The organism is Mucilaginibacter celer (assembly GCF_003576455.2).
In the GTDB taxonomy this organism is placed as follows: Bacteria; Bacteroidota; Bacteroidia; order Sphingobacteriales; family Sphingobacteriaceae; genus Mucilaginibacter; species Mucilaginibacter celer.
In genome coordinates this window covers 3,597,362-3,618,538 of the sequence record NZ_CP032869.1, presented here as the reverse complement: position 1 = coordinate 3,618,538, position 21,177 = coordinate 3,597,362, and the positions used below count along the sequence as shown (strand labels likewise).

Below are 21,177 nucleotides of genomic sequence, written 5' to 3'. Positions count from 1 at the left end.
TTGGTCCTTGTAATCCTACACCAATAATACGTATGTTTTTTGCATTTGGATTTACAATTTGCATAAAATCATATTCCGCTTAGTTGTATTTAGGCAATGAATAAAATGAACAAAATGAAAATAGGGAATGAAATGAACCGGGGATAATAAATACTGAATAATATGACCGGGGCAATGTTTAATGAACGAAAAGCCCCGTTGAGTTTACAGTAGCTTGATTTAGCTTTACTGCATCTTTTTAAACGTCTACGCCTTATGAAAAACCTCGCCTTCCCCAAGAACGCTTTATTGGTGTTATTTATTTTGTTGGCTTTGTTTAATATTAAATATGCAAATGCCCAGCGCTTATACGCCACAAGTGAACAACATGGAGCTACCGGTGTTGCCTGTGTTGATTGTTTAGTGGCAAATGCAGCCAACGCCGCAGATGGTAATGTACAAACATTTTCATCGTTAAATGTGGTGGTGGGTGTTGCCGCCCAAACTTATCAGGCGCTCATATTCCCATCTGTAAAAACTGCCGGCACCCCGGTTACCGTTAAACTTGGGTCGGGCGATAAACTGTTGAGCCTAACGGCGCTGGGCGGTGTTTACCTGCAGGCTTATAATGGTAATGCAGCAATAGGCACGCCTGTAGCTGTAGCTACGTTGCTTACCGCCTTAAGTAATAACAACCAGGTTGAGGTAAGCATTAAGCCCACACAAACTTATGATAGGATACGGGTGACCGTAAATGGCGGCCTGGCCGGCGTTTTAGCCAATACTTACTTATACGATGCTTTTACAACTACCACGGGAGCCGCTAATTGCAGCGCGGCGATAGATGAACTGCACGGCATATCGGCGGGCTTGCTTGGTTTAGGGACCGATATTGGTGGCGTTGCCAATCCGCAAAATGCCATTGACGGTAATATTAATACAGCATCAACATTAAATGCGGGGGTAGGTTTGTTGGGCGCTTATGCCCAGCAAACCATTATTTATAGTAATCAATCGGTAATTGGCGATTCGGTACGGATGACCTTATCCATTCCGCAGGCGCTTATTGATGTTGGTTTGCTATCCAATATATCCGTAGCAACTTATTTAGGGAATACTTATAATGGTGATCAGACACCGATAAACGCGTCGCTTTTAAACCTGCGTTTGCTCGATTTGAGTAGTAACAGGCGCAAAGTAACCGTAACATTCGCGCCTACAAAAGTTTTCGACAGGGTGCAGCTTACTTTGGGCGGAGTTGCCAATGTGTTGTCAACGCTGGATTTATATGAGGCTGTCCGTTTGATACCGCGCCCGGTGGCCAGTATTAATGGCATATTAGGAACAACAGCGCTTATTTCTCCCGGAAATAAAGCTACCTTAACCGCCGGTGCGGTGGCCAATACCTCTTTCCACTGGTATACCCAGGCTACCGGCGGAACAGCGGTAGCCAATGGAGCATCGTACACAACCCCAATTTTAAATGCCAACACTACATACTATGTTTCGGCTTCGCGTACCGGCTGTACCGATGAATCTGAACGGACACAGATCACATTAAATGTAGGTAACCCGGTTACACCGCCGGTGGTGCCTGCCGGAATCCGTACTTATGCCAACGCGCAGCAGTTTGGTACCGGAGGTTTGTGCCTGGGATGTACGGTACTTAACCCGGCCAACGCTTCGGATGGCAATGTGCAAAGCTATTCTACCTTTAGTTTACCGGTAGGTGTAGGGGGCCAGGTATACCAGGACCTCACTTTCCCCGGCGGAACAAAACCTGCCGGAACGCCGCTTTCGGTTAAATTAGGTACAGGCGATAACCTGCTGAATTTAACAGCACTCGGCGGGATAACCATCCAGGCTTACAATGGCAATACACCTGTTGGCAGCCCGGCTTCGGCAGCTACATTGGTATCTGTATTAAGTAATAATAACCAGGTTGAACTAAGCTTTGCTCCAACCGCACCTTATGATAAGGTAAGGGTTACGCTGAACGGTGGCCTTGTGGGTGCCTTAAGCAGCCTTTATTTATATGAAGGCTTTGTAACCACAGCAGGTGCGGCCACTTGTAATACCGCTATCGATGAGTTGCATGGCATATCATCAGCCTTATTGAATTTAGGACTGAACGTAGGCGGTGTGGTAAATCCGCAAAATGCTATAGACGGAGACCTGAACACTGCATCTACATTAAATGCGGGTGTAGGATTATTAGGGGCTTACGCTCAACAAACCGTTATCTTCTCTAATCCATCGGTTATCGGCGATTCGGTACGGATTACCGTTTCGGTACCTGAGGCTTTATTGCAGGTAGGTTTACTGGCAGGATCATCGGTAAATACCTATTATGGTAATACCGATAATAACGATCAAACCTTTTTAAGCTCATCATTACTGCAACTTCGCCTGCTTGATCTAACCGGCAACCGCCGTAAAGTGGTGATCACTTTTGTACCAACCAAAGTTTTCGACAGGGTACAGTTAAGGTTAGGCGGGGTAGCCAACGTGCTTTCAACGCTCGATCTGTACGAGATCCAACGGGTAATTGCCAAACCTGTTATCAAAATAAACAACGCGGTATCAACCAATGCCAGCATTTGTACCGGAACAACGGCTACGCTTACAGCCACCGCGGTAGCCAATACGGTTTTCCATTGGTACACCCAGGAAACAGGCGGATCGCCGGTATTTACCGGGGCGGCCTTTACAACTCCTGTTTTAACTGCCAATGCCACTTATTATGTTGCGGCAATGCGTGCGGGATGTACCGACGAATCGGACCGTACCAAAGTAACCGTAACTGTTAACGCGGTACCGGCAGCACCGGTTATCGCCACCAATACTGTTAGCGTTTGTTCAGGGCAAACCGCTAACTTTGCCGCCACCAGTGTAGCCGGCGTTACCATTAATTGGTATAGCGCCGCTACCGGCGGTACTTTACTGCACACCGGCGATACTTATACCACTGCCGCCATTACCGCTACCAAAAGCTTTTATGCCGAAGCGGTAGTTACCGGCGGTACCTGCGCCAGCGCAACCCGCACCAAAGTAACCGCTACTTTAAGCGCTGCACCTGTTGCACCAACACTTACCGCTGCTAATGTTACCATTTGCAGCGGCAGCGTAGCAACTTTAGCGGTAAGCAACCCGGCTGCAGGCATCACTTATACCTGGTATACAGCCGCTACAGGCGGAACACCGGTATTTACAGGGCCTGCCTACACCACCGATGCTTTAGCAGCCGATGCTACCTATTATGTAGAAGCTGTGAACGCCACCGGATGCAGCAGTGCACAGCGTACAACCGCTACCGTAACCGTAACACCGCTGCCTGCAGCGCCAACAGTTTCGGCCGCTAACGCTAACCTATCTGCAGGGCAAAAAACTACTATCAGCGTAACTTCTCCGCAGGCGGGATTAACCTATAACTGGTATACATCAGCCAATGCGGCTTCACCGATATTTACAGGTACCGCTTTCGAGACACCTTTGTTGTATACCAACACCACTTATTATGTAAGCGCGGTTAATGCAGGGGGCTGTCCGTCGGCAACCCGTACAGCGGTTACCATTAATGTAACTATCAATACTAACGCGCCTTGTACTTTCGCCAATCAGCAAACGGTAACGGTAAATGGTTTGTGCGTTGGATGTAACGTTGCCAACCCGGCTTTGGCTACCGACGCTGATACTACCACTGCATCAACCATCAACGTATTGGCCGGTTTGTTGGGCGGTAATGTTCAGCAGGAACTCCGTTTTCAACAGCCAGGTTTTACGGGCGATACTATTAAACTGGTATTGCAAAACCCTAACGGCTTGCTTGGTGCTGCTGTGTTAGGCAATATCGGTGTAACACTTTATAACGGTGCTACCCAAACAGCCAATTATCAGCTTAATAACGCTTTAATAAAAATATTCCTGCTGGCTGGCAGCTCAAACAAATACGCGGTATATATTCCGGCAACCGGCGCGTACGACAGGATGACCATCAGCATAAATTCGGGCGTAGCCAGCGTGTTAACCCCGCTTAATATTTACTACGCTTCGCAGCAATTCCCTAAATCGGTATTTAACCCAACCGCTCCCGAAATTTGTAAAGGCAGCAGCGCGGTGGTTAATATCACATCGCCTGCTAACGGTACATTTACCTGGTACAACGCCCCAACCGGCGGCACTGTTGTTCATACAGGATCATCCTACACTACTCCGGCTTTAAATGCCAATACTACTTATTATGTTGAATATACCCGCGGCAGCTGTGCAGGCACCGTAAGGTTCCCGGTTACTATTTTGGTTGATGATGTGCCGGCCGCGCCAACAGTTACCGCCCAAAACGTAACCATCACCAGCGGGCAAACAGCTACTTTAAACGCAACCGCCAGCAACGGCGCAACCATCCAATGGTATGATGCCGCCACCGGCGGAAACCTGGTACACACAGGTAATCCGTTCACCACACCGGTTTTAACCGCAAATAAAATTTACTACGCCGCTACCGCCTTAGGCAGTTGCGTATCGGCAACCCGTACACCGGTTAATATTACCGTGCAGCCGATAGTTATTCCTACCGTATCGGTAACTCCGCCAACTGTAGCGTTGAACGCGGGCCATACAACATCATTTACCGCTACTTCAACTACACCGGGCGTAACCTTTACCTGGTACACCACACCAACAGGTGGTACGAGCATTTACACCGGTGCTACTTATACTACGCCTCCTCAGTTTGCCAATACTACTTACTATGCCGAGGCTACCGTAACTGCTACCGGTGTAAAATCAACCACAAGGGCTCCGGGTGCAGTGACCATCAACAACCAGGCTTCAAGCCCTGTACCTTGCGATGCCGCTATCGACCAAACCAATACCACCAGTGGTTTACTGTGCGTAGGTTGCGCTGTGCTGAATGCCGGTGGTGCTGTTGATGCGGATAGAAACACCTTCTCACAATTAAATGTACCAATTGGCTTAGTTGCCTCATACGCCAGCCAGACTTTACGCTTTGCCAACGCCGGTATTGCCGGGGACAGCGTTGTGGTAGAGTTAGGCGTACCGGGAACATTGGCCAGTGTAAGCGTACTATCACAGATCCAGATCGGCACATATAATGGTGCTACCTTTAATAATGATTATTTCAGCGTAAATGGTTCGCTTATTAATATCCAATTACTGAGCGGAACAAACCGTTTCCGTGTAGCCTTTAAAGCAACCAAGGCCTTTGATAGGGTGGAGGTTAAATTGAACGCCGCCTTAGCAGGTGTGTTCAGCGCCCTGAACGTGTACGACGCTTCACAATCAGTAGCTGCGCCGGTTATAGCCGCTACATCGGTTTCAACCTGTTCAGGTTCGCCGGTAACTATTTCGGCTACTGTGCCTGCCAATGTAATTGTAAAATGGTACACCTCGGCTACCGGTGGTACCGCAGTTGGCACTGGTGCTAACTTCACCACACCGGCCCTAACAGCCTCAACAACCTATTACGCCGAAGCAAGCCGCAGCAGCGATGGTTGCGCGCAAACAGTGCGCACACCGGTAAATATTAATGTTACCACCATCCCGGCAGCGCCAGTGGTAGCAACGCCAAACCTAACCGTTTGCGCCGGGCAAACTGCTACCTTCAACGTTACCCCGGTTAGTGGTGTAACCTACGGTTGGTACAGCGCTGCTACCGGCGGTACTTTGGTACACACCGGTAACAGCTTTACTACCGCGGCTATCAATGCCACAACCAGCTACTACGTTCAGGCAGTATCCGGCGGAAGCTGTGTAAGCACCACCCGCACCCAGGTAACCGCCACTTTAGCGCCGCCGCCAACCGCGCCAACATTAAGCAGCAGCGATTTAAGCATTTGCGATGGCAGCGTGGCTACTTTGGCCGTAAGCAATCCTGATGCCGCTACTACTTATAACTGGTACACTACTGCTACTGGAGGTGCTCCGGTATTTACCGGCCCGACCTATACTACAGCTGCATTGCATAATAATACCAGTTATTATGTAGAGGCTGTGAACGCCGGCGGTTGTACCAGTGCAACACGCGCACAGGCCAACGTAACTGTAGTTCCGCTGCCAGCTAACCCAACTTTGGCTACCAATAACACATCGGTAGCTGCCGGGCAAAAAACTACTATCGGCGTAACTAACGCGCAAACGGGTGTTACTTATAACTGGTACACATCGGCAAATGCGGCTACACCTGTATTTACCGGTACTACTTTCCAAACACCTTTATTATATAGCAATACAACATACTACGTAAGCGGGGTAAATGGTACAGGCTGTACATCGGCCAGTCGCACTTCTATCACTATCAATGTCACTATCGATACCAATGCACCTTGTACATTCGCCAACGCGCAAACTGTAACGGTGAATGGTGTTTGTATAGGTTGCGGAGTTACCAATCCGGCCCTGTCTACCGATGCCGATACCACTACGGCCTCAACCATTAATGTTTTGGCCGGGTTGATAGGTGGTTACGCGCAACAGGAACTCCGTTTCCAACAGCTGGGCTTTGCCGGCGATACCATCAAACTGGTGTTGCAAAACCCTAACGGCCTGTTGAGTGCCGCTGTATTGGGCAATATCCAGGTAAGATTATTTAACGGTGCTACACAAACTGCCAGCCTTGTATTGAACAGCGGCCTGATTAAAGTTTACCTGTTGGCAGGCAGCTCAAACAAATACGCGGTTTACATCCCGGCAACAGCCGCTTACGACAGGATTACCGTGCGGATCAACTCGGGCGTGGCAAGTTTGCTTACTCCATTAAATATTTACTACGCTGCTCAGCAATTCCCCAAACCGGTGTTTAACCCAACCGCTCCCGAAATTTGTAAAGGCAGCAGCGCGGTTATCAATATTAACTCACCGGCCAACGGAACATTTACCTGGTACGATGCACCTGTAGGTGGTACCGTAGTTAACACCGGTACTTCATACACTACTCCGGCTTTAACGGCAAATACCACTTATTATGTAGAGTACAGCCGTGGTTCATGCGCATCTACCGTAAGGTTCCCGGTTAGCGTTATTGTGGATGACGCTCCACCGGCCCCAACAGTTACCGCTCAAAACGTAACCATCACCGCAGGGCAAACAGCAACTTTAAATGCAACTGCCAGCAATGGCGCAACCATACAATGGTTTGATGCCCCAACAGGCGGGAACCTGGTGTTTACCGGTAACCCATACGTTACACCGGTATTAACAGCTACCAAAACTTATTATGCAGGTACCGCTTTGGGTAATTGCGTATCGGCAACCCGTACGCCTGTAATTATTACTGTGGTGCCTGTGGTGATACCTGATGTGAATGTTAATCCGCCTACAGTTACTGTTAGTCCGGGCCAGACTACATCGTTCACTGCATCATCAACCACTCCGGGCGCTGTATTTAACTGGTTTACTACCCCAACGGGCGGTACAACCATATTTACAGGCGCTACCTACACAACCCAGCCCCAATTTAATAATACCGTATATTACGCCGAATCGAGCATCCCGGCAACGGGTGCCAAATCGGCCACAAGGGCTACCGGTATAGTTACTGTTAACCAGCAAGGAACTAATCCTGTACCTTGCGATGCCGCCATCGACCAAACCAATACCACCAGTGGTGTACTTTGCGTTGGCTGCGGTGTGCTCAACGCGGGTGGATCTGTTGATGCCGACAGGAATACCTTCTCTCAATTAAATGTACCTGTTGGCTTATTGAATGCCTACGCCAGCCAGACTCTGCGCTTTGCCAACACAGCTATAGCAGGCGACAGCGTAATTGTTGAGCTGGGCGTTCCGGGAACATTGGCCAGCGTGAGCGTACTATCACAAATTCAGATAGGTACTTACAAAGGCGCTACCTTTAATAATGATTACTTTAGCGTAAATGGTTCGCTGATCAATATTCAGTTGCTAAGTGGTACCAGCCGTTTCCGCGTAGCCTTTAAAGCTGCCCATGATTTTGATAGGGTAGAAGTTAGATTGAACGCTGCCGTAGCTGGCGTATTCAGCGCGTTGAATGTTTACGATGCTTCACAATCTGTACCTGCTCCGGTTATTGCCGCTTCGCCGGTTACTACCTGTGCAGGCTCACAGGCTACACTTACCGCTACTGCTCCGGCTAACGTAACTGTAAGGTGGTATACCTCGGCAACAGGCGGTTCACCAGTGTTTACCGGTGCCACCTTTACTACTCCGGCCCTAACAGCCTCAACCACTTACTACGCCGAAGCCAGCCGCACAGCCGATGGTTGTTCGCAGGCGGTACGTACACCTGTACAGGTTAATGTTACTCCGCCACCGGCTGCTCCTGTTGTGGCAGTGCCTAATACAACCGTTTGCTCGGGCCAGCCAGCTACTTTTGCAGTAACCGCGGTTAACGGCACAACGTATAACTGGTATTCGGCAGCTACCGGCGGTACTTTGGTGCACACCGGCAATACATTTACTACCGCGGCCTTAACAGCTACAACATCATATTATGTTGAAGCGGTTAACGGCGGCCAGTGCAGCAGCAGCGCCCGCACCAAAGTAACCGCTAATGTTACCGCCACCCCTGTTGATCCTACTGTTTCACAGGCCAGCACACAAACCTGCTCTGGCTCATCAGTTACTTTAAGTGCTTCATCAACCCAGCCTGGTGTTACCTTTACCTGGTACACAAGCGCTACAGGTGGTACCCCGGTACATACGGGCGCGCAATTTGTAACTCCGGCCTTAACCGCCAATACATCATACTATGTTGAGGCATCAACCGGTACCTGTACAAGCGCCAACCGCGCCAAAGCCGATGTAATTGTAAACCCTGCGCCGGTAGCGCCAACTGTTACCGTGAACGCGGCAGGCGGACAGATCACTTCGGGCCAAACAGCGCAGTTATCTGCTACATCAACAACTGCTAATGTTACCTTTAACTGGTATACATCGGCTGCTGGTGGTACAGCAGTACATACAGGTGCAACCTTCACCACACCGGCTTTAACCACCAATACTACTTATTATGTTGAGGCGGTTTCAAACGCTACAGGTTGTATCAGCACAACCCGTACGCCGGTTACAGTAATTGTTAACCCGGTATTCTCAACTTCCTGCGATTTTGCATCAACCCAAACCAACAGTGTGAGCGGCGTGGCCTGCTTGCTGTGCGGTGTAACCGGTGCCGATAACTCGGTAGATACTGATACCACCAACTTTAGCCAGTTAACCCTTGGTGTTGGCGCGGTAGGTTATGTAGGTCAGAAATTGATTTTTGGCGATGCTGGTCTGGCCGGTGATACCGTGACTGTGAAAATTAAAGTTCCGGTTAACCTGGCATCGGTAGGGGTGTTAAGTCAGTTACAGATAGGTTCATTTAATGGCAATACCGATAATGGCGACCGCATAGCGTTGAGCAACACTGCTATCAAGATCACTATACTGGCAGGCGGCCAAACAGCCCTGGTTAAATTTGTACCGAAAGCAGCCTACAACGCGGTTGAGGTTAGGTTAACCACTACGGTATCGTTATTTAACTCACTCAATATTTACTATGCCACCAAGCAGGTGCCTATCGCGCAGCTTACCGCTAAAAATGTTAATATCTGCGCAGGCGGCACCGCTACATTCGCGGTAGCTAATCCGGTTGCAGGTGTTACCTATAAATGGTACTCATTGGCTGCCGGTGGTACTTTACTGCATACCGGTAACACTTATACCACAGGGGTTTTAAATACTACAACCACTGTTTATGTAGAGAGCAGCCGTACGTCAAACAGCTGTCCTAATCCTAACCGGGTTGCGGCTACAGCCAATGTTACACCTGCGCCTGTAAATCCGGTACTTGCGCAAACCGCTGTATCAATTTGCTCAGGCGATGCCGTTACACTTTCGGTAACCAACGCGGGTGGCGCTACGGTTAACTGGTACGATGCGCCAACAGGCGGTACCTTGGTATTTACCGGTGCTAACTACCAGGTTACACCGATAGCTACCGTAAGCTATTATGCCGAGTTGATTAACGCGACTTGTACCAGTCCATCGCGTACGCAGGCTACCATTACGGTAAATCCTCGTCCGGCAGCACCGGGTGTACAATCTGCTAACGTACAGGTTTGTCCGGGCAGTACAGCTACACTTGCCGTGTTGAACCCTATGGCCGGTGTTAACTATGTATGGTATTCGGCCGCTACGGGTGGAACAGCATTGCACACAGGCAATACCTATACAACCGCGGCTATTACTCAAGATCAGACGTTTTATGTAGAGGCCGTAAACGCCACTACAAGCTGCTCAAATAATGGCGCCCGTACATCGGTAAATGTTACGGTGACCAACCAGTTAACTGCTCCGGTACTCAGCGCGGCAACGACAACCGTTTGTAGTGGCGGTACAGCAACACTAAGTGTTCAAAATCCGGTTAACGGTTTAACCTACAAATGGTACACCGCCGCAACCGGTGGCGCCCCTGTATTTACAGGATCAACTTTCACTATCAATAATTTAACTGCCGACGTATCATACTTTGTTGAATCATCAAACAGTTCGGGATGCGTAAGCGATACCCGCGCCCGTGCGGATATTACGGTAACACCAATACCAAACGCGCCGCAGGTACAAGCCAGCGCGGGCGGCCTGAACATTTGTGCAGGCGAATCAGCAAGCCTCAGCATTGTTAACCCGCAAACAGGTGTGGTTTACCGCTGGTACACCGCGGCAACAGGTGGTACATTGTTATTCACCGGTACGCAGTTCAATACGCCGGTACTCGCTGCCAATACAACTTATTATGTAGAGGCATCGCAGGCGGGTAACTGTAACGCTTCGAGCCGTACATCGGTTACCGTAACCGTAAACCCAATGCCGGCAGATCCGGTACTGGCATCGGCCAATACCCTGGTTTGCTTAGGTTCTCCGGCTACATTGAAAATTCAATCACCGGTGGCAGGTATCACTTACCAATGGTTTAGCGATGCCGCGCAAACTACCAAGGTATTTGAAGGTACAACTTATACAACCGGACCAATAACTGCCAATACCACTTACTACGTGGCCGCGGTGAACGCTTCGGGATGCCAGAGTGCTAACCTTACATCGGCACAGGTTACTATCCAGGCCGCGCCATCGGCACCGGTGGTAGCTAATGGCAATACGGTACAAACCTGCGTTAACAGCACTGTAACTTTAAATATTTCAAATCCGCAGGCGGCCTTAACCTATAACTGGTATAGTGCTGCAAACGGTGGTACGCCATTGTTTACCGGTACAAGCTTCACTACTCCGGCATTGGCAGGTAACGTTACCTACTATGTTGAGGCCGTTAATAGCACCGGTTGTACATCAACCGGCCGTACTTCGGTTAGCATCAACGTAAATCAGATTCCAACACCGCCAACAGTAACCGCACAGGGTGGAGGCAATACCGTTGTTTGCTCGGGAGGTACCATAACATTGGTCGCTACAAGTACAACAGCGGGTGTAAGCTTTAACTGGTACACTGCGGCAACCGGAGGCCAACCGGTATTTACCGGCGCAACCTATACAACGCCGCCAATTACCGCAGCTACTACTTACTATGTAGAAGCCGTAAATACCGGCAACTGCGTATCAACCACCCGCACCGCGGTACAGGTTACCATAGGCAACACCACCGCGCCAACACCACAGGTTGACGCGGCCGACCTATCGGTTTGCCAAAACAGCGCTGCTACCATTCACATTACTAATCCGGTTGCAGGTACTACCTACAACTGGTATTCGGTAGCAACCGGCGGAAGCTCGTTGTATACTGGTACGGCGTTTACTACACCAGCGTTATCAGCCAATACCACTTATTACGTTCAGGCATCAAACAGCCAAAACTGTAATGCTTCGGCAAGGCTGGCGGTTAATGTGGTGATCGTTCCGCAGCCTAATACGCCCGTACCAACATTGGCTAACGTGCCGGTTTGCGTGGGTGGTTCGGCTACTTTATCAGTACAATCGCCGCAGGCGGGTGTTATTTACAAATGGTACAGCAATGCCACCCGTACCAACCTGCTGTTTACCGGTCCTACTTATAATACCGATCCAATCCAGGCAAATACCAGCTTCTATGTAGATGCCAGCAATGGTTCATGTTCAAGCTCGTCGGTAGCTACGGTACAGGTTAGCGTGGTTGCACCGCCATCGGCACCGCTGTTGGTTAGCAATGCAGTTAGTGCTTGCGTAGGGGCTCAGGCTCAGTTAAGTATTTCAAATCCGCAAAATGGCTTTACCTATAACTGGTATACCAGCGCATCGGCTACCGCGCCGGTTTACACCGGTACTGTGTTCACCACACCTTCGTTATCGGCCACAACCAACTATTATGCCGAGGCCGTGAATGGCACCGGTTGTTCTTCTACATCACGCACATCGGCTACGGTTAGCGTTATCGCTTCGCCGGGCGCGCCTACGGTCGATGCTCCTAACGCGGGTATTTGTCCGGGCAGTACAGCTACGCTTAACGTAAGCAATAACACCAATAACGCTACCATCAGGTGGTACACAGTAGCTACCGGCGGTACAGCCATAGCAACAGGTAACAGCTTTACTACTCCGGCGCTTAACCAAAATACAACCTACTATGTAGAAGCTTCAAACGCCAATGGTTGTAATTCGGGTACACGTACTTCGGTAACGGTACAGGTGCTGCAAAAACTGGCGGCTCCGGTTGTAAGCGTTGGCGAAACTACACCTACTACCATCACCTTTAACTGGCCTGCCGTTCAGGGTGCCACGGGTTACGAGATCAGCCTGAATAATGGTTCAACGTTTACCAGCGTGGCCAATAATTTAAGCTACCAGGTAACCGGGTTGCAACCACTGCAAAGCGCCACCATTGTGGTGAGGGCATTGGGGGCATCGGCCTGCCAGTTGAGCGATAATTCGGCAGCGGTAACAGGTACAACCACCAATCCGCTGGGTAACGGCATCTTTATCCCGAACGCCTTCACTCCTAACGGTGATGGCAATAACGATACCTTCCTGGTATACGGCAACCTGATCAAAAGCATGAACATGTCAATATACGATCAATGGGGGGGATTGCTCTTTAAATCAGTAAACCAGTCGGCCGGATGGGACGGAACATATAAGGGAACGGCGCAACCGGTAGGCGTTTACGTGTACTATGTTGAGGCCACGCTTGCCAACGGAGAAGTGATCAAAAGAAAAGGAACTATCAATCTACTACGATGAGAAATAAAATCACAATTGTTACCCTGTTGCTGCTAATGGCGGCGGCAGGGCGCTTATCAGCACAAGTTGATCCGCATTTTTCACAATACTACGCGTACCCTTTGTGGCTTAACCCTGCACTAACCGGAGTTATAAATGGCGATTCGCGTGTAAATGCCAACTTTAAAAGCCAGTGGGCCAATATCAATAATGCCTACCAAACGGTGGCGGTATCTGCTGATATGCGCGCTACCGATAAGCTGAGCTTAGGTGTAAACATCCTCGATCAGTCATCGGGCGGGCATAGTTTTAACTACCTGAGCGCCTATGGTGCTTTGGGTTACGCCATATCGATCTCGCAGGATGGTAACCAGCGCTTAAGCTTCGGCGTTCAGGCCGGTATCATCAACCGCAGTTTTGATATGAACAGGCTGCAGTTTGGCAGCCAGTACAGCCCGGTTGGCGGTTTCGACCCCAATATGCCAAGCTTCGAGAATTTTAATACCACCAACAGCACCGTATTTGATGCAAACGCCGGTATTTTTTATTACGATGGCGATCCCTTTAAATCGGTTAACGCCTTCGGTGGTGTAAGTGTTGGGCACTTATCGAGGCCAAAGGATGCCTTCTCGGCCACTACCAAAGGCAAGATTCCGTTGCGCTACACGGTTCACGGCGGTTTTAAGATCAAAGCATCCGACTTTTTCGACCTGGTGCCGAACGCCGTTTACATCAAACAACAAAATGCCGATATCAAAGGTCTGGGTGCCTACTCCGAATTTAAATTTCAGAATGATAACGGGTTGATAGTAGGCTTTTTATATCGATTTAAAGATGCCGCTGTGGCCGATATAGGTTATCATGTTAAAAGCCTGATTATCGGCGCCAGTTATGATGTAAACACCTCATCGTTAAACCGGGCTACAGGCGGTAACGGCGGTATCGAGCTGTCGCTGAGTTATGTATTCCGTAAACGCATCCAGGAACCCGAGCCCGTTTGCCCAAGGCTTTAAACGCTGAACCATGAAAATAACCATTATAACCATTGTATTATCGGCCATAACACTAACCTGTTTTGGCCAGTATGGTAAGAATTTTCGTAACCTGGGGGATAGGGCTTTTGCCGAAAAAGATTATTACGAAGCTGCTTACTACTACCGCAAAGTTGCCGAGGGCATGAGCCTGCTGCAACGCCAGGAGGTGCCTTTTCAAACCATGAATAAAGCGGCCAAAAAGGATAAACCATCAGATGCTACCTATGTAAGCTATCGTTTGGCCGAATCATATCGCCTTTACGAAAACTATATTGAAGCTTTACCCTGGTATAAAAAAACGGTGGAAGCGCCGGATGCCTCAACCTATCCGCTGGCCAGCCTGTGGTATGGTGTAACCTTAAGGGCAACCCAACGCTTTGATGATGCCATTACCCAATTGCAGCAATTTTCGGCAGGCTATAAGCAAAATGATGATAATAAAGCTTTGGCCCAAAGGGAGATTGTAAATTGCAACTTCGCTAAAGAACAATATAAGTATCCGCAACTGCTGGAGGCCACCAAACTGAAAGGCGACTGGAACTCCGATGGATCTGATTATGCCTTGTTGCAAACCGGTGATAAATTTATGTTCACTTCATCGCGTTTTGCCAAAGACGATAAAAAGCATATCAACCGCATTTATAGTGCCGATGCTTCGGGCAAACCGGTGCAGATCAAACTAAAAGATAACAATCAAACTAAAGAAACCGAATACGGTACGCCCTCGCTAAGCCCTGATGGTAAGCGGATGTATTTTACCCGCTGGTACAAGGAGGGAAGCAAAACCTATCATGATATTTATTTTGCCCAGTTGCAGGATACCATCTGGTTGCAGCCCCGCAAGTTAGGCAGTAATGTAAATGCTGATGGCTACAACGCTATACAACCGTTTGTTACCGCCGATGGTAAGCGCCTGTTTTTTGTATCCAACAAACCGGGCGGTTTTGGTGGGGATGATATCTGGGTGAGTGATCTGGGTGATGATGGCGATGCTGCCAATGCTGTTAACCTGGGCAGCATCGTCAATACCTCGCGCGATGAGCAGGCACCTTATTATAACGCTGATGAGAAACGGTTGATCTATAGCTCGAAAGGTTTTGTTGGTTTGGGGGGATTTGATTTTTTTGAAAGTAAGGGTGATGGAACCAGTTGGACCACCCCGGTAAACATGGGCTACCCTATGAACTCGCCTAAAGACGATTTGTACTTTATGCCCGATAACAAGGATAAAAGCAAATGGTACATCAGCTCGGACAGGGAATCGGATTGCTGTTTAAACCTGTTTGAGGTGCATGACAAACACTTTGTTTTAACCGGTATAGTTACCGATTGCGAAACCCGCAAACCGCTGGCCGGTGTTAAAGTAAGCTTTCTTGATTCGCTGGCTAAACAAACTTTGAAGGAGATCACTACCGGAGCTGATGCTAAATATGCCTTCACCGTAACCTCAAAAAGGCCATATAACCTCAAGCTTGAAAAGGCCGGTTATTTTACTAAAGTGTTGCCTGTACCAACCAGCGGGCAAATGAGCAACGATACGCTTTACAGCCCCGAGATTTGCCTGCAGGCCTTTGAAAAGGATAAGCCTATCGTGATAAAAAATGTGCTTTACGATTTCAATAAAGCTACCCTAAGGCCCGAATCAAAAACAGTGTTGAACGAACTGGTGGTTATTATGAAAGATAACCCGAAGATCATTGTACGATTAGGAGCCCATACCGATTCGATAGGGAGCGCGAAATACAACCTGAAATTATCGCAGGCCAGGGCACAAGCCTGCGTGGATTATATCATTTCGCAGGGAATTGCCTCCGAGCGTATTTATGCCAAAGGATATGGCAAAAGCATGCCGGTTGCTCCAAACTCGTTGCCAAATGGCAAGGATAACCCCGAGGGCAGGCAGTTAAACAGGCGTACCGAATTTACAGTAGTTAAAACAGAGTAGTTATAAATTTTTAACCTAAGCTATTAACTTATGAAACAGTCAGCAACATTTCACCGTCCGTTTTTAAGAACCAAAGGATTTTCAACCTTTCACATTCACATTTTTGAGCTGATACTGCTTGGCAAAGCCAACCGGGAAATCAACCGACTGATGGGGTACACCCCCAAATCGCACATGGTGGTTGATCATTCGCGCCAGGTAATGAACAAATTGCTTTGCTACGAGGGGCTGTGCAAAAAAGATTATAAAGATAGGGTAGTATACCCGCGCAAATACCAGTTTTGGTGGAAAAAACTGCTGGAAAAACATAAAAATATGCTGATACAAAAAGCGATTATTCCGGAATATTATGATGAAACGATAATCCCCGGATTGTAATGATAATTGGGCATATGTAGGTGATATGCCTTAGGGTTGCATGGTTAGTACAAACCCCGCGGATGAGTTTCTGTGGGGTTTGTTTTTTGTTTATACTTTTTCCCTCGGTATAAAATAACCTTTTATGCAATCAGGGTTTCTCACGCAGATTTGAATATGGTTCTTTTGCCTTAACCCGGCATTGTCGTACAGCTCATTTCCTTCCAGGAATACAGACATTACGCTGTCGTAGGGGGCGTCTTTTTTTAGTTTGTGGAGAGATTCGATAACAAAGCAATCTAATTTCCTTAATAAGGATTCGCTCGAGCCATTAGGCTTTAAATTTTCCGGCATTTTTAACCCTGCTGTCTTCATAATATCTGCAAGCAAATTATACGTGTCCTGAACTATTGTTAGGTTTTTATACTCCAGTAAATCAAGGCAATGTTTCAGATCGATAACTGCACCTAAAACGGCAGGCGTTTTGATTTTTGATTTGAGTCTGGGCTGGCTTGCAAATTCAAGAGCCCGTTCGGGAGAATTAGTCCAAAAGTAAATTCCGGATCCAAGCCAATCATGGTCGTTTGAACTTGGTTTTAATTGGGTTTTATTTAAAACAACACTATCTCTTACACTTTCGTCGCATCCATGAAAACCAAGTACTAATCCTGATCTATCTGAATACATATATCCCTATATTGTTTTTTTACTTTTCCTTCGCGGTTAAGCAAACCAATATCAGTTAAAAACTTTTTCGATTTAACCTCATCGCTGGCAATATCGCTTGCTGTTTTCCTGATATCAGCAATGTATGTTTTTAACTCTTTATCGCTCATGATGAATTAATGTATTAGCTGGCACTAAGCCGTTTTACTATTATACAAATTTACCTTTAATTTATATGATAACAAAGTATGTTAAAATAGTTTGTTATTAACATTACTTATCAATCGCTCAAAATAAACAATCATTCAGCTTTGTCTACCACCCGTAACAATTCAATTACAAACCCATCCCCCACAAAAAATAAAAGTGTAAACAATACACAACCAATATTTAAAATACTAATATTGTGTAAGCCAATTGACTGAACAGCCCGTTTTAGCGTTACCGAATTTTTTTTGGTTCGTGCATAAATCCTTTTAGCAATGTTTATGTGTGATGTTGTTTTTGCCGGCTGTTCCTGAAAACGCAATCAACTAACAACCTCAATATGTCATTAAAAACAAATCTCACCTACGTTTTTTTGACGGGATTAACAGTCCTGCTTTTCGCATTTAAAAAGCCTGCCGATAAGCCGCGGGTTTTGGTGTTTTCCAAAACATTGGGATGGCACCACTCGTGTATTCCCTTTGGTATAGCTGCCATCCAAAAGCTGGGTAACGAAAATGGTTTTGATGTGGATACCACCACCAACTCGGCCAATTTTACTGATGATAACCTTAAAAAGTACCAGGCTGTAATTTTTAACTGCACCACAGGCAACGTGCTCAACGCGGTTGAACAGGCCGCCTTTGAGCGTTACATCCAGGCCGGGGGCGGTTTTGTGGGCGTACACTCCGCTGCCGATACCGAGTACGACTGGCCATGGTACGGCAAACTGGTTGGCGCTTATTTTTCAAGTCATCCCAACAACTCCAACATCCGCAAAGCTGTTGTTAACGTAACCGATAAAAGCCAGCCAGCCACCGCCAACCTGCCCGATAAATGGGAACGTACCGACGAGTGGTATAACTACAAATCCATCTACAGCGGCATCCATGTACTGGCAAGCCTGGATGAAAATACTTATGATGGCGGTACCAATGGCGCCGATCATCCCATAACATGGGACCACGAGTTTGATGGCGGCCGGTCGTTTTACACCGGCTGCGGCCATACCGACGAAAGCTACAGCGAACCGTTGTTTTTAGGCCAGTTGCTGGGTGGTATCCGTTATGCTATGGGCAATGGTAAGCCACTTGATTATGGCAAAGCCTACTCGAGGGTAGCGCCTGATCAAAGCCGCTTTATTAAAAAGGTGCTGGTTAGCAATATCGCTTCGCCGATGGAACTGGCTACGGCTAAGGATGGTCGTGTGTTTTTTACGCAGTTGATGGGCAACTTTTCGGTTTATAATACCAAAACCAATAAGTTTAAGGTGATCCATAAATTTCCGATCACTTACGAAGGTGGTACCGGTGTGATAGGTCTCACGCTCGATCCTGAGTTTGAGAAAAATCAGTTTGTTTACATTTATTATATGCCGGCAGGCCAAACCATCGAGCCGCTTAACTTCCAGCTATCGCGTTTTAAATTAAGCCCGGCGGATGTGCTCGACCTGAAATCAGAAAAAATCCTGTTGAAAGTGCCGGTGCAAAAAGTGAGCGGCGCGCACCATGGTGGTTCGCTGGCCTGGGATAAGGACGGAAACCTTTACCTGTCTACCGGCGATAGTTCAAGCCCTTTCCCATCCGATGGTTATGCGCCTTTGGATGAGCGCCCCGGTACCGAGCATTACAGTTTAGATGCGCAACGAAGCGCCGGTAATACCAACGATTTTAAAGGAAAAATCCTCCGTATCCATCCCGAAGCTGATGGCACTTATACCATTCCCGAAGGAAATCTTTTCCCGAAAGGAACAGCCAAAACCAGGCCCGAGATTTATGTAATGGGCTGTCGTAACCCTTACCGGATTGCTGTAAACCCCAAAACTTCGGTTTTATACTGGGGCGAGATTGGCCCGGATGCAGGTAAAGATTCGCCACGCGGCCCGCGTGGTTATGATGAGTTTAACCAGGCACGTAAGGCAGGTAACTTTGGCTGGCCGTATTTTGTGGGCAATAATTTCGCCTACTCGCACTGGGATTTTGTGAATGCCAAACCGGGCCCCAATTTTGATCCTAAAGCGCCGGTGAACAACTCGCCAAACAATACAGGTTTAAATTTATTGCCTCCCGCTACGCCAGCCATGATCTGGTACCCCTATGCCGCATCCGACGAGTTTCCGGAATTAGGTATGGGCGGCCGCTGTGCTATCGGCGGTGATTTTTACGAGTTTGATCAAAACGTTAAAAATCCAAACAAGTTCCCTGAGTATTATGACGGAACCTTGTTTGTAGCCGATTGGATGCGCAATTGGGTAATTGACCTACGGTTTGATAAGGATGAAAATTACCTGCGCAACGAAGCATTTATGCCTTTAAGCGGCGATTTCAGGCGGCCTATTGATATGGAGTTCGGCCCCGATGGTGCATTGTATATGCTGGAATACGGATCGGTTTATGGCGCACAGAACGAGGATGCCCGTTTGGTGAAGATAGAATATAACACCGGTAACCGCGCGCCAATTGCCAAAGCCAGTATCTCGGACACTGCCGCGTTTAACAAATTTGCTAAAACTAAATTCTTAACTGTTGAGCTTAAAGAGTTTCCGGCTAAAAAGGAAATTGCAGGCCAGGCCCCGCTAAAAGTAAGCTTCAGCAGCCAGAACAGTAAAGATTTGGATGATGATGACAAGATCACTTACCAGTGGCTATTTGATGGCAAAACCGTTGGCGCTACCACCGCTTCTGCCTCTTACACATTTACCAAACCGGGCGTATACAAAACCATTTTAAAAGTAACCGATAAAGGTGGCCTTACCGGCAGGGATACTGTTATAGTAAAGGTAGGCAACACCAAGCCCGAAATATCCATTGCCAGCGCCGATAATAAATCATTTATCTGGAAAGGGCAGCCCTTCCGCTATCATGTAGTGGTGAGCGATAAGGAGGATGGCAAAGTCGACCCCAAAAAAGTAAAACTGTTTTACATTTATAACCCGCAGCCATCGGCCAATAGCACCACACAAAATCTTACAGCCCTATCAACCACCGAGGTTAGCTACCCCGGCAAGGCGCTGATGGCCAATAGCGATTGTAAATCGTGCCATACCATTAACAAAACCGCCGTTGGGCCAAGCTTTATGGCTATTGCCAAAAGGTACAAAACCCAAAAAGGAGCTATCGATCAGTTATCTAAAAAGATTATTGCGGGTGGAGCGGGCAGCTGGGGCACCGAACACGTAATGAGCGCGCATCCGCAGTTATCAGGCGCGGATACAAAGGAAATAGTGAAATACATTTTTTCGCTTACTGATAAAAAAAGCCCCGTGTTGCCATTGCCTTTAAACGGAACGCTCAACCTTAAATTTAACGATGCCGAACCACGCGGCGAGTACACGCTACTGGCTTCGTACACCGATAAAGGCGGCAAAGTTGTTGGTCCGCTAAAGGCAACGGATATGGTGGTGTTGCGCAATGCCAATGTAAAGGCCGTTTATGCTGATGAACTGAAAGGTTTTAACCGGTTTAAAGATGATCTTTCGGCAGGGAACCATAAATCGTACGTGTTGTTCAGGAATATCGACCTCAGCAATATCACCGCTTTTGCCTATAAATATGCCTCGAAGGATTATGCCGGTGAGATAGAAGTACGCATAGATTCGCAGGCCGGCCCGATAATCAGTTCGACGGAATACCAAACAACCGGTGGCTGGGATAAAACCGCCGAAGTAAAAGGCACGCTCAGCAAACCGGTAAGCGGCAAGCACGATGTGTACTTTTTTGCCATTAAACGTTCAAAGCCAAGTGATGGCATTTTAAGTTTGAAGGATATTCAGTTTGTGGAGTAGGGGGGAATCCCTCTACAACAACGTCATTG

Annotated in this window: 7 protein-coding genes; 5 read left to right on the top strand and 2 right to left on the bottom strand. The window is 47.9% G+C overall.

Annotation, left to right across the window (positions count from 1 at the left end):
* Positions 1-255 precede the first annotated feature (255 nt).
* The 4 genes from HYN43_RS14540 to HYN43_RS14525 are packed head-to-tail and all read left to right on the top strand — an operon-like array spanning position 256 to position 16,515.
* Positions 256-13,179 (top strand): T9SS type B sorting domain-containing protein, encoded by a 12,924-nt coding sequence (locus HYN43_RS14540; protein WP_119410037.1) that lies wholly within the window; start codon positions 256-258, stop codon positions 13,177-13,179.
* Positions 13,176-14,171, top strand: a complete 996-nt coding sequence (locus HYN43_RS14535) for a PorP/SprF family type IX secretion system membrane protein (protein WP_119410036.1) — start codon at positions 13,176-13,178, stop codon at positions 14,169-14,171. Before HYN43_RS14540 ends, HYN43_RS14535 begins: the two co-directional genes overlap by 4 nt.
* Before the next feature lie 10 nt (positions 14,172-14,181).
* A complete protein-coding gene (locus tag HYN43_RS14530) occupies positions 14,182-16,137 on the top strand; it encodes an OmpA family protein (RefSeq protein ID WP_119410035.1) in 1,956 nt (651 codons plus the stop codon).
* Between the two features lie 30 nt (positions 16,138-16,167).
* Positions 16,168-16,515: a hypothetical protein gene (locus tag HYN43_RS14525; RefSeq protein WP_119410034.1), complete on the top strand. Its 348-nt coding sequence runs from the start codon at positions 16,168-16,170 to the stop codon at positions 16,513-16,515.
* A gap of 90 nt (positions 16,516-16,605) precedes the next feature.
* On the opposite strand, the gene HYN43_RS14520 is transcribed toward HYN43_RS14525, so the two are convergent.
* Both HYN43_RS14520 and HYN43_RS30380 read right to left on the bottom strand, forming a co-directional pair.
* Positions 16,606-17,181, bottom strand: a complete 576-nt coding sequence (locus tag HYN43_RS14520; RefSeq protein ID WP_119410033.1) for a hypothetical protein — start codon at positions 17,179-17,181, stop codon at positions 16,606-16,608.
* Complete coding sequence (locus tag HYN43_RS30380) at positions 17,157-17,330, bottom strand: hypothetical protein (protein WP_162996485.1); 174 nt, start codon at positions 17,328-17,330, stop codon at positions 17,157-17,159. Before HYN43_RS30380 ends, HYN43_RS14520 begins: the two co-directional genes overlap by 25 nt.
* 377 nt (positions 17,331-17,707) lie before the next feature.
* Between HYN43_RS30380 and HYN43_RS14510 the strand changes: the two genes are divergently transcribed.
* Entirely contained in the window at positions 17,708-21,148 is a 3,441-nt protein-coding gene (locus HYN43_RS14510; protein WP_119410031.1) for a ThuA domain-containing protein, read from the top strand.
* The last annotated feature ends 29 nt before the right edge of the window (positions 21,149-21,177 follow it).

Bases quoted from the DNA above. Each gene is read 5' to 3' on its own strand.
- HYN43_RS14540 (WP_119410037.1), top strand. From the start codon at position 256: ATGAAAAACCTCGCCTTCCCCAAGAACGCTTTATTGGTGTTATTTATT.
- HYN43_RS14535 (WP_119410036.1), top strand. From the start codon at position 13,176: ATGAGAAATAAAATCACAATTGTTACCCTGTTGCTGCTAATGGCGGCG.
- HYN43_RS14530 (WP_119410035.1), top strand. From the start codon at position 14,182: ATGAAAATAACCATTATAACCATTGTATTATCGGCCATAACACTAACC.
- HYN43_RS14525 (WP_119410034.1), top strand. From the start codon at position 16,168: ATGAAACAGTCAGCAACATTTCACCGTCCGTTTTTAAGAACCAAAGGA.
- HYN43_RS14520 (WP_119410033.1), bottom strand. From the start codon at position 17,181: ATGTATTCAGATAGATCAGGATTAGTACTTGGTTTTCATGGATGCGAC.
- HYN43_RS30380 (WP_162996485.1), bottom strand. From the start codon at position 17,330: ATGAGCGATAAAGAGTTAAAAACATACATTGCTGATATCAGGAAAACA.
- HYN43_RS14510 (WP_119410031.1), top strand. From the start codon at position 17,708: ATGTCATTAAAAACAAATCTCACCTACGTTTTTTTGACGGGATTAACA.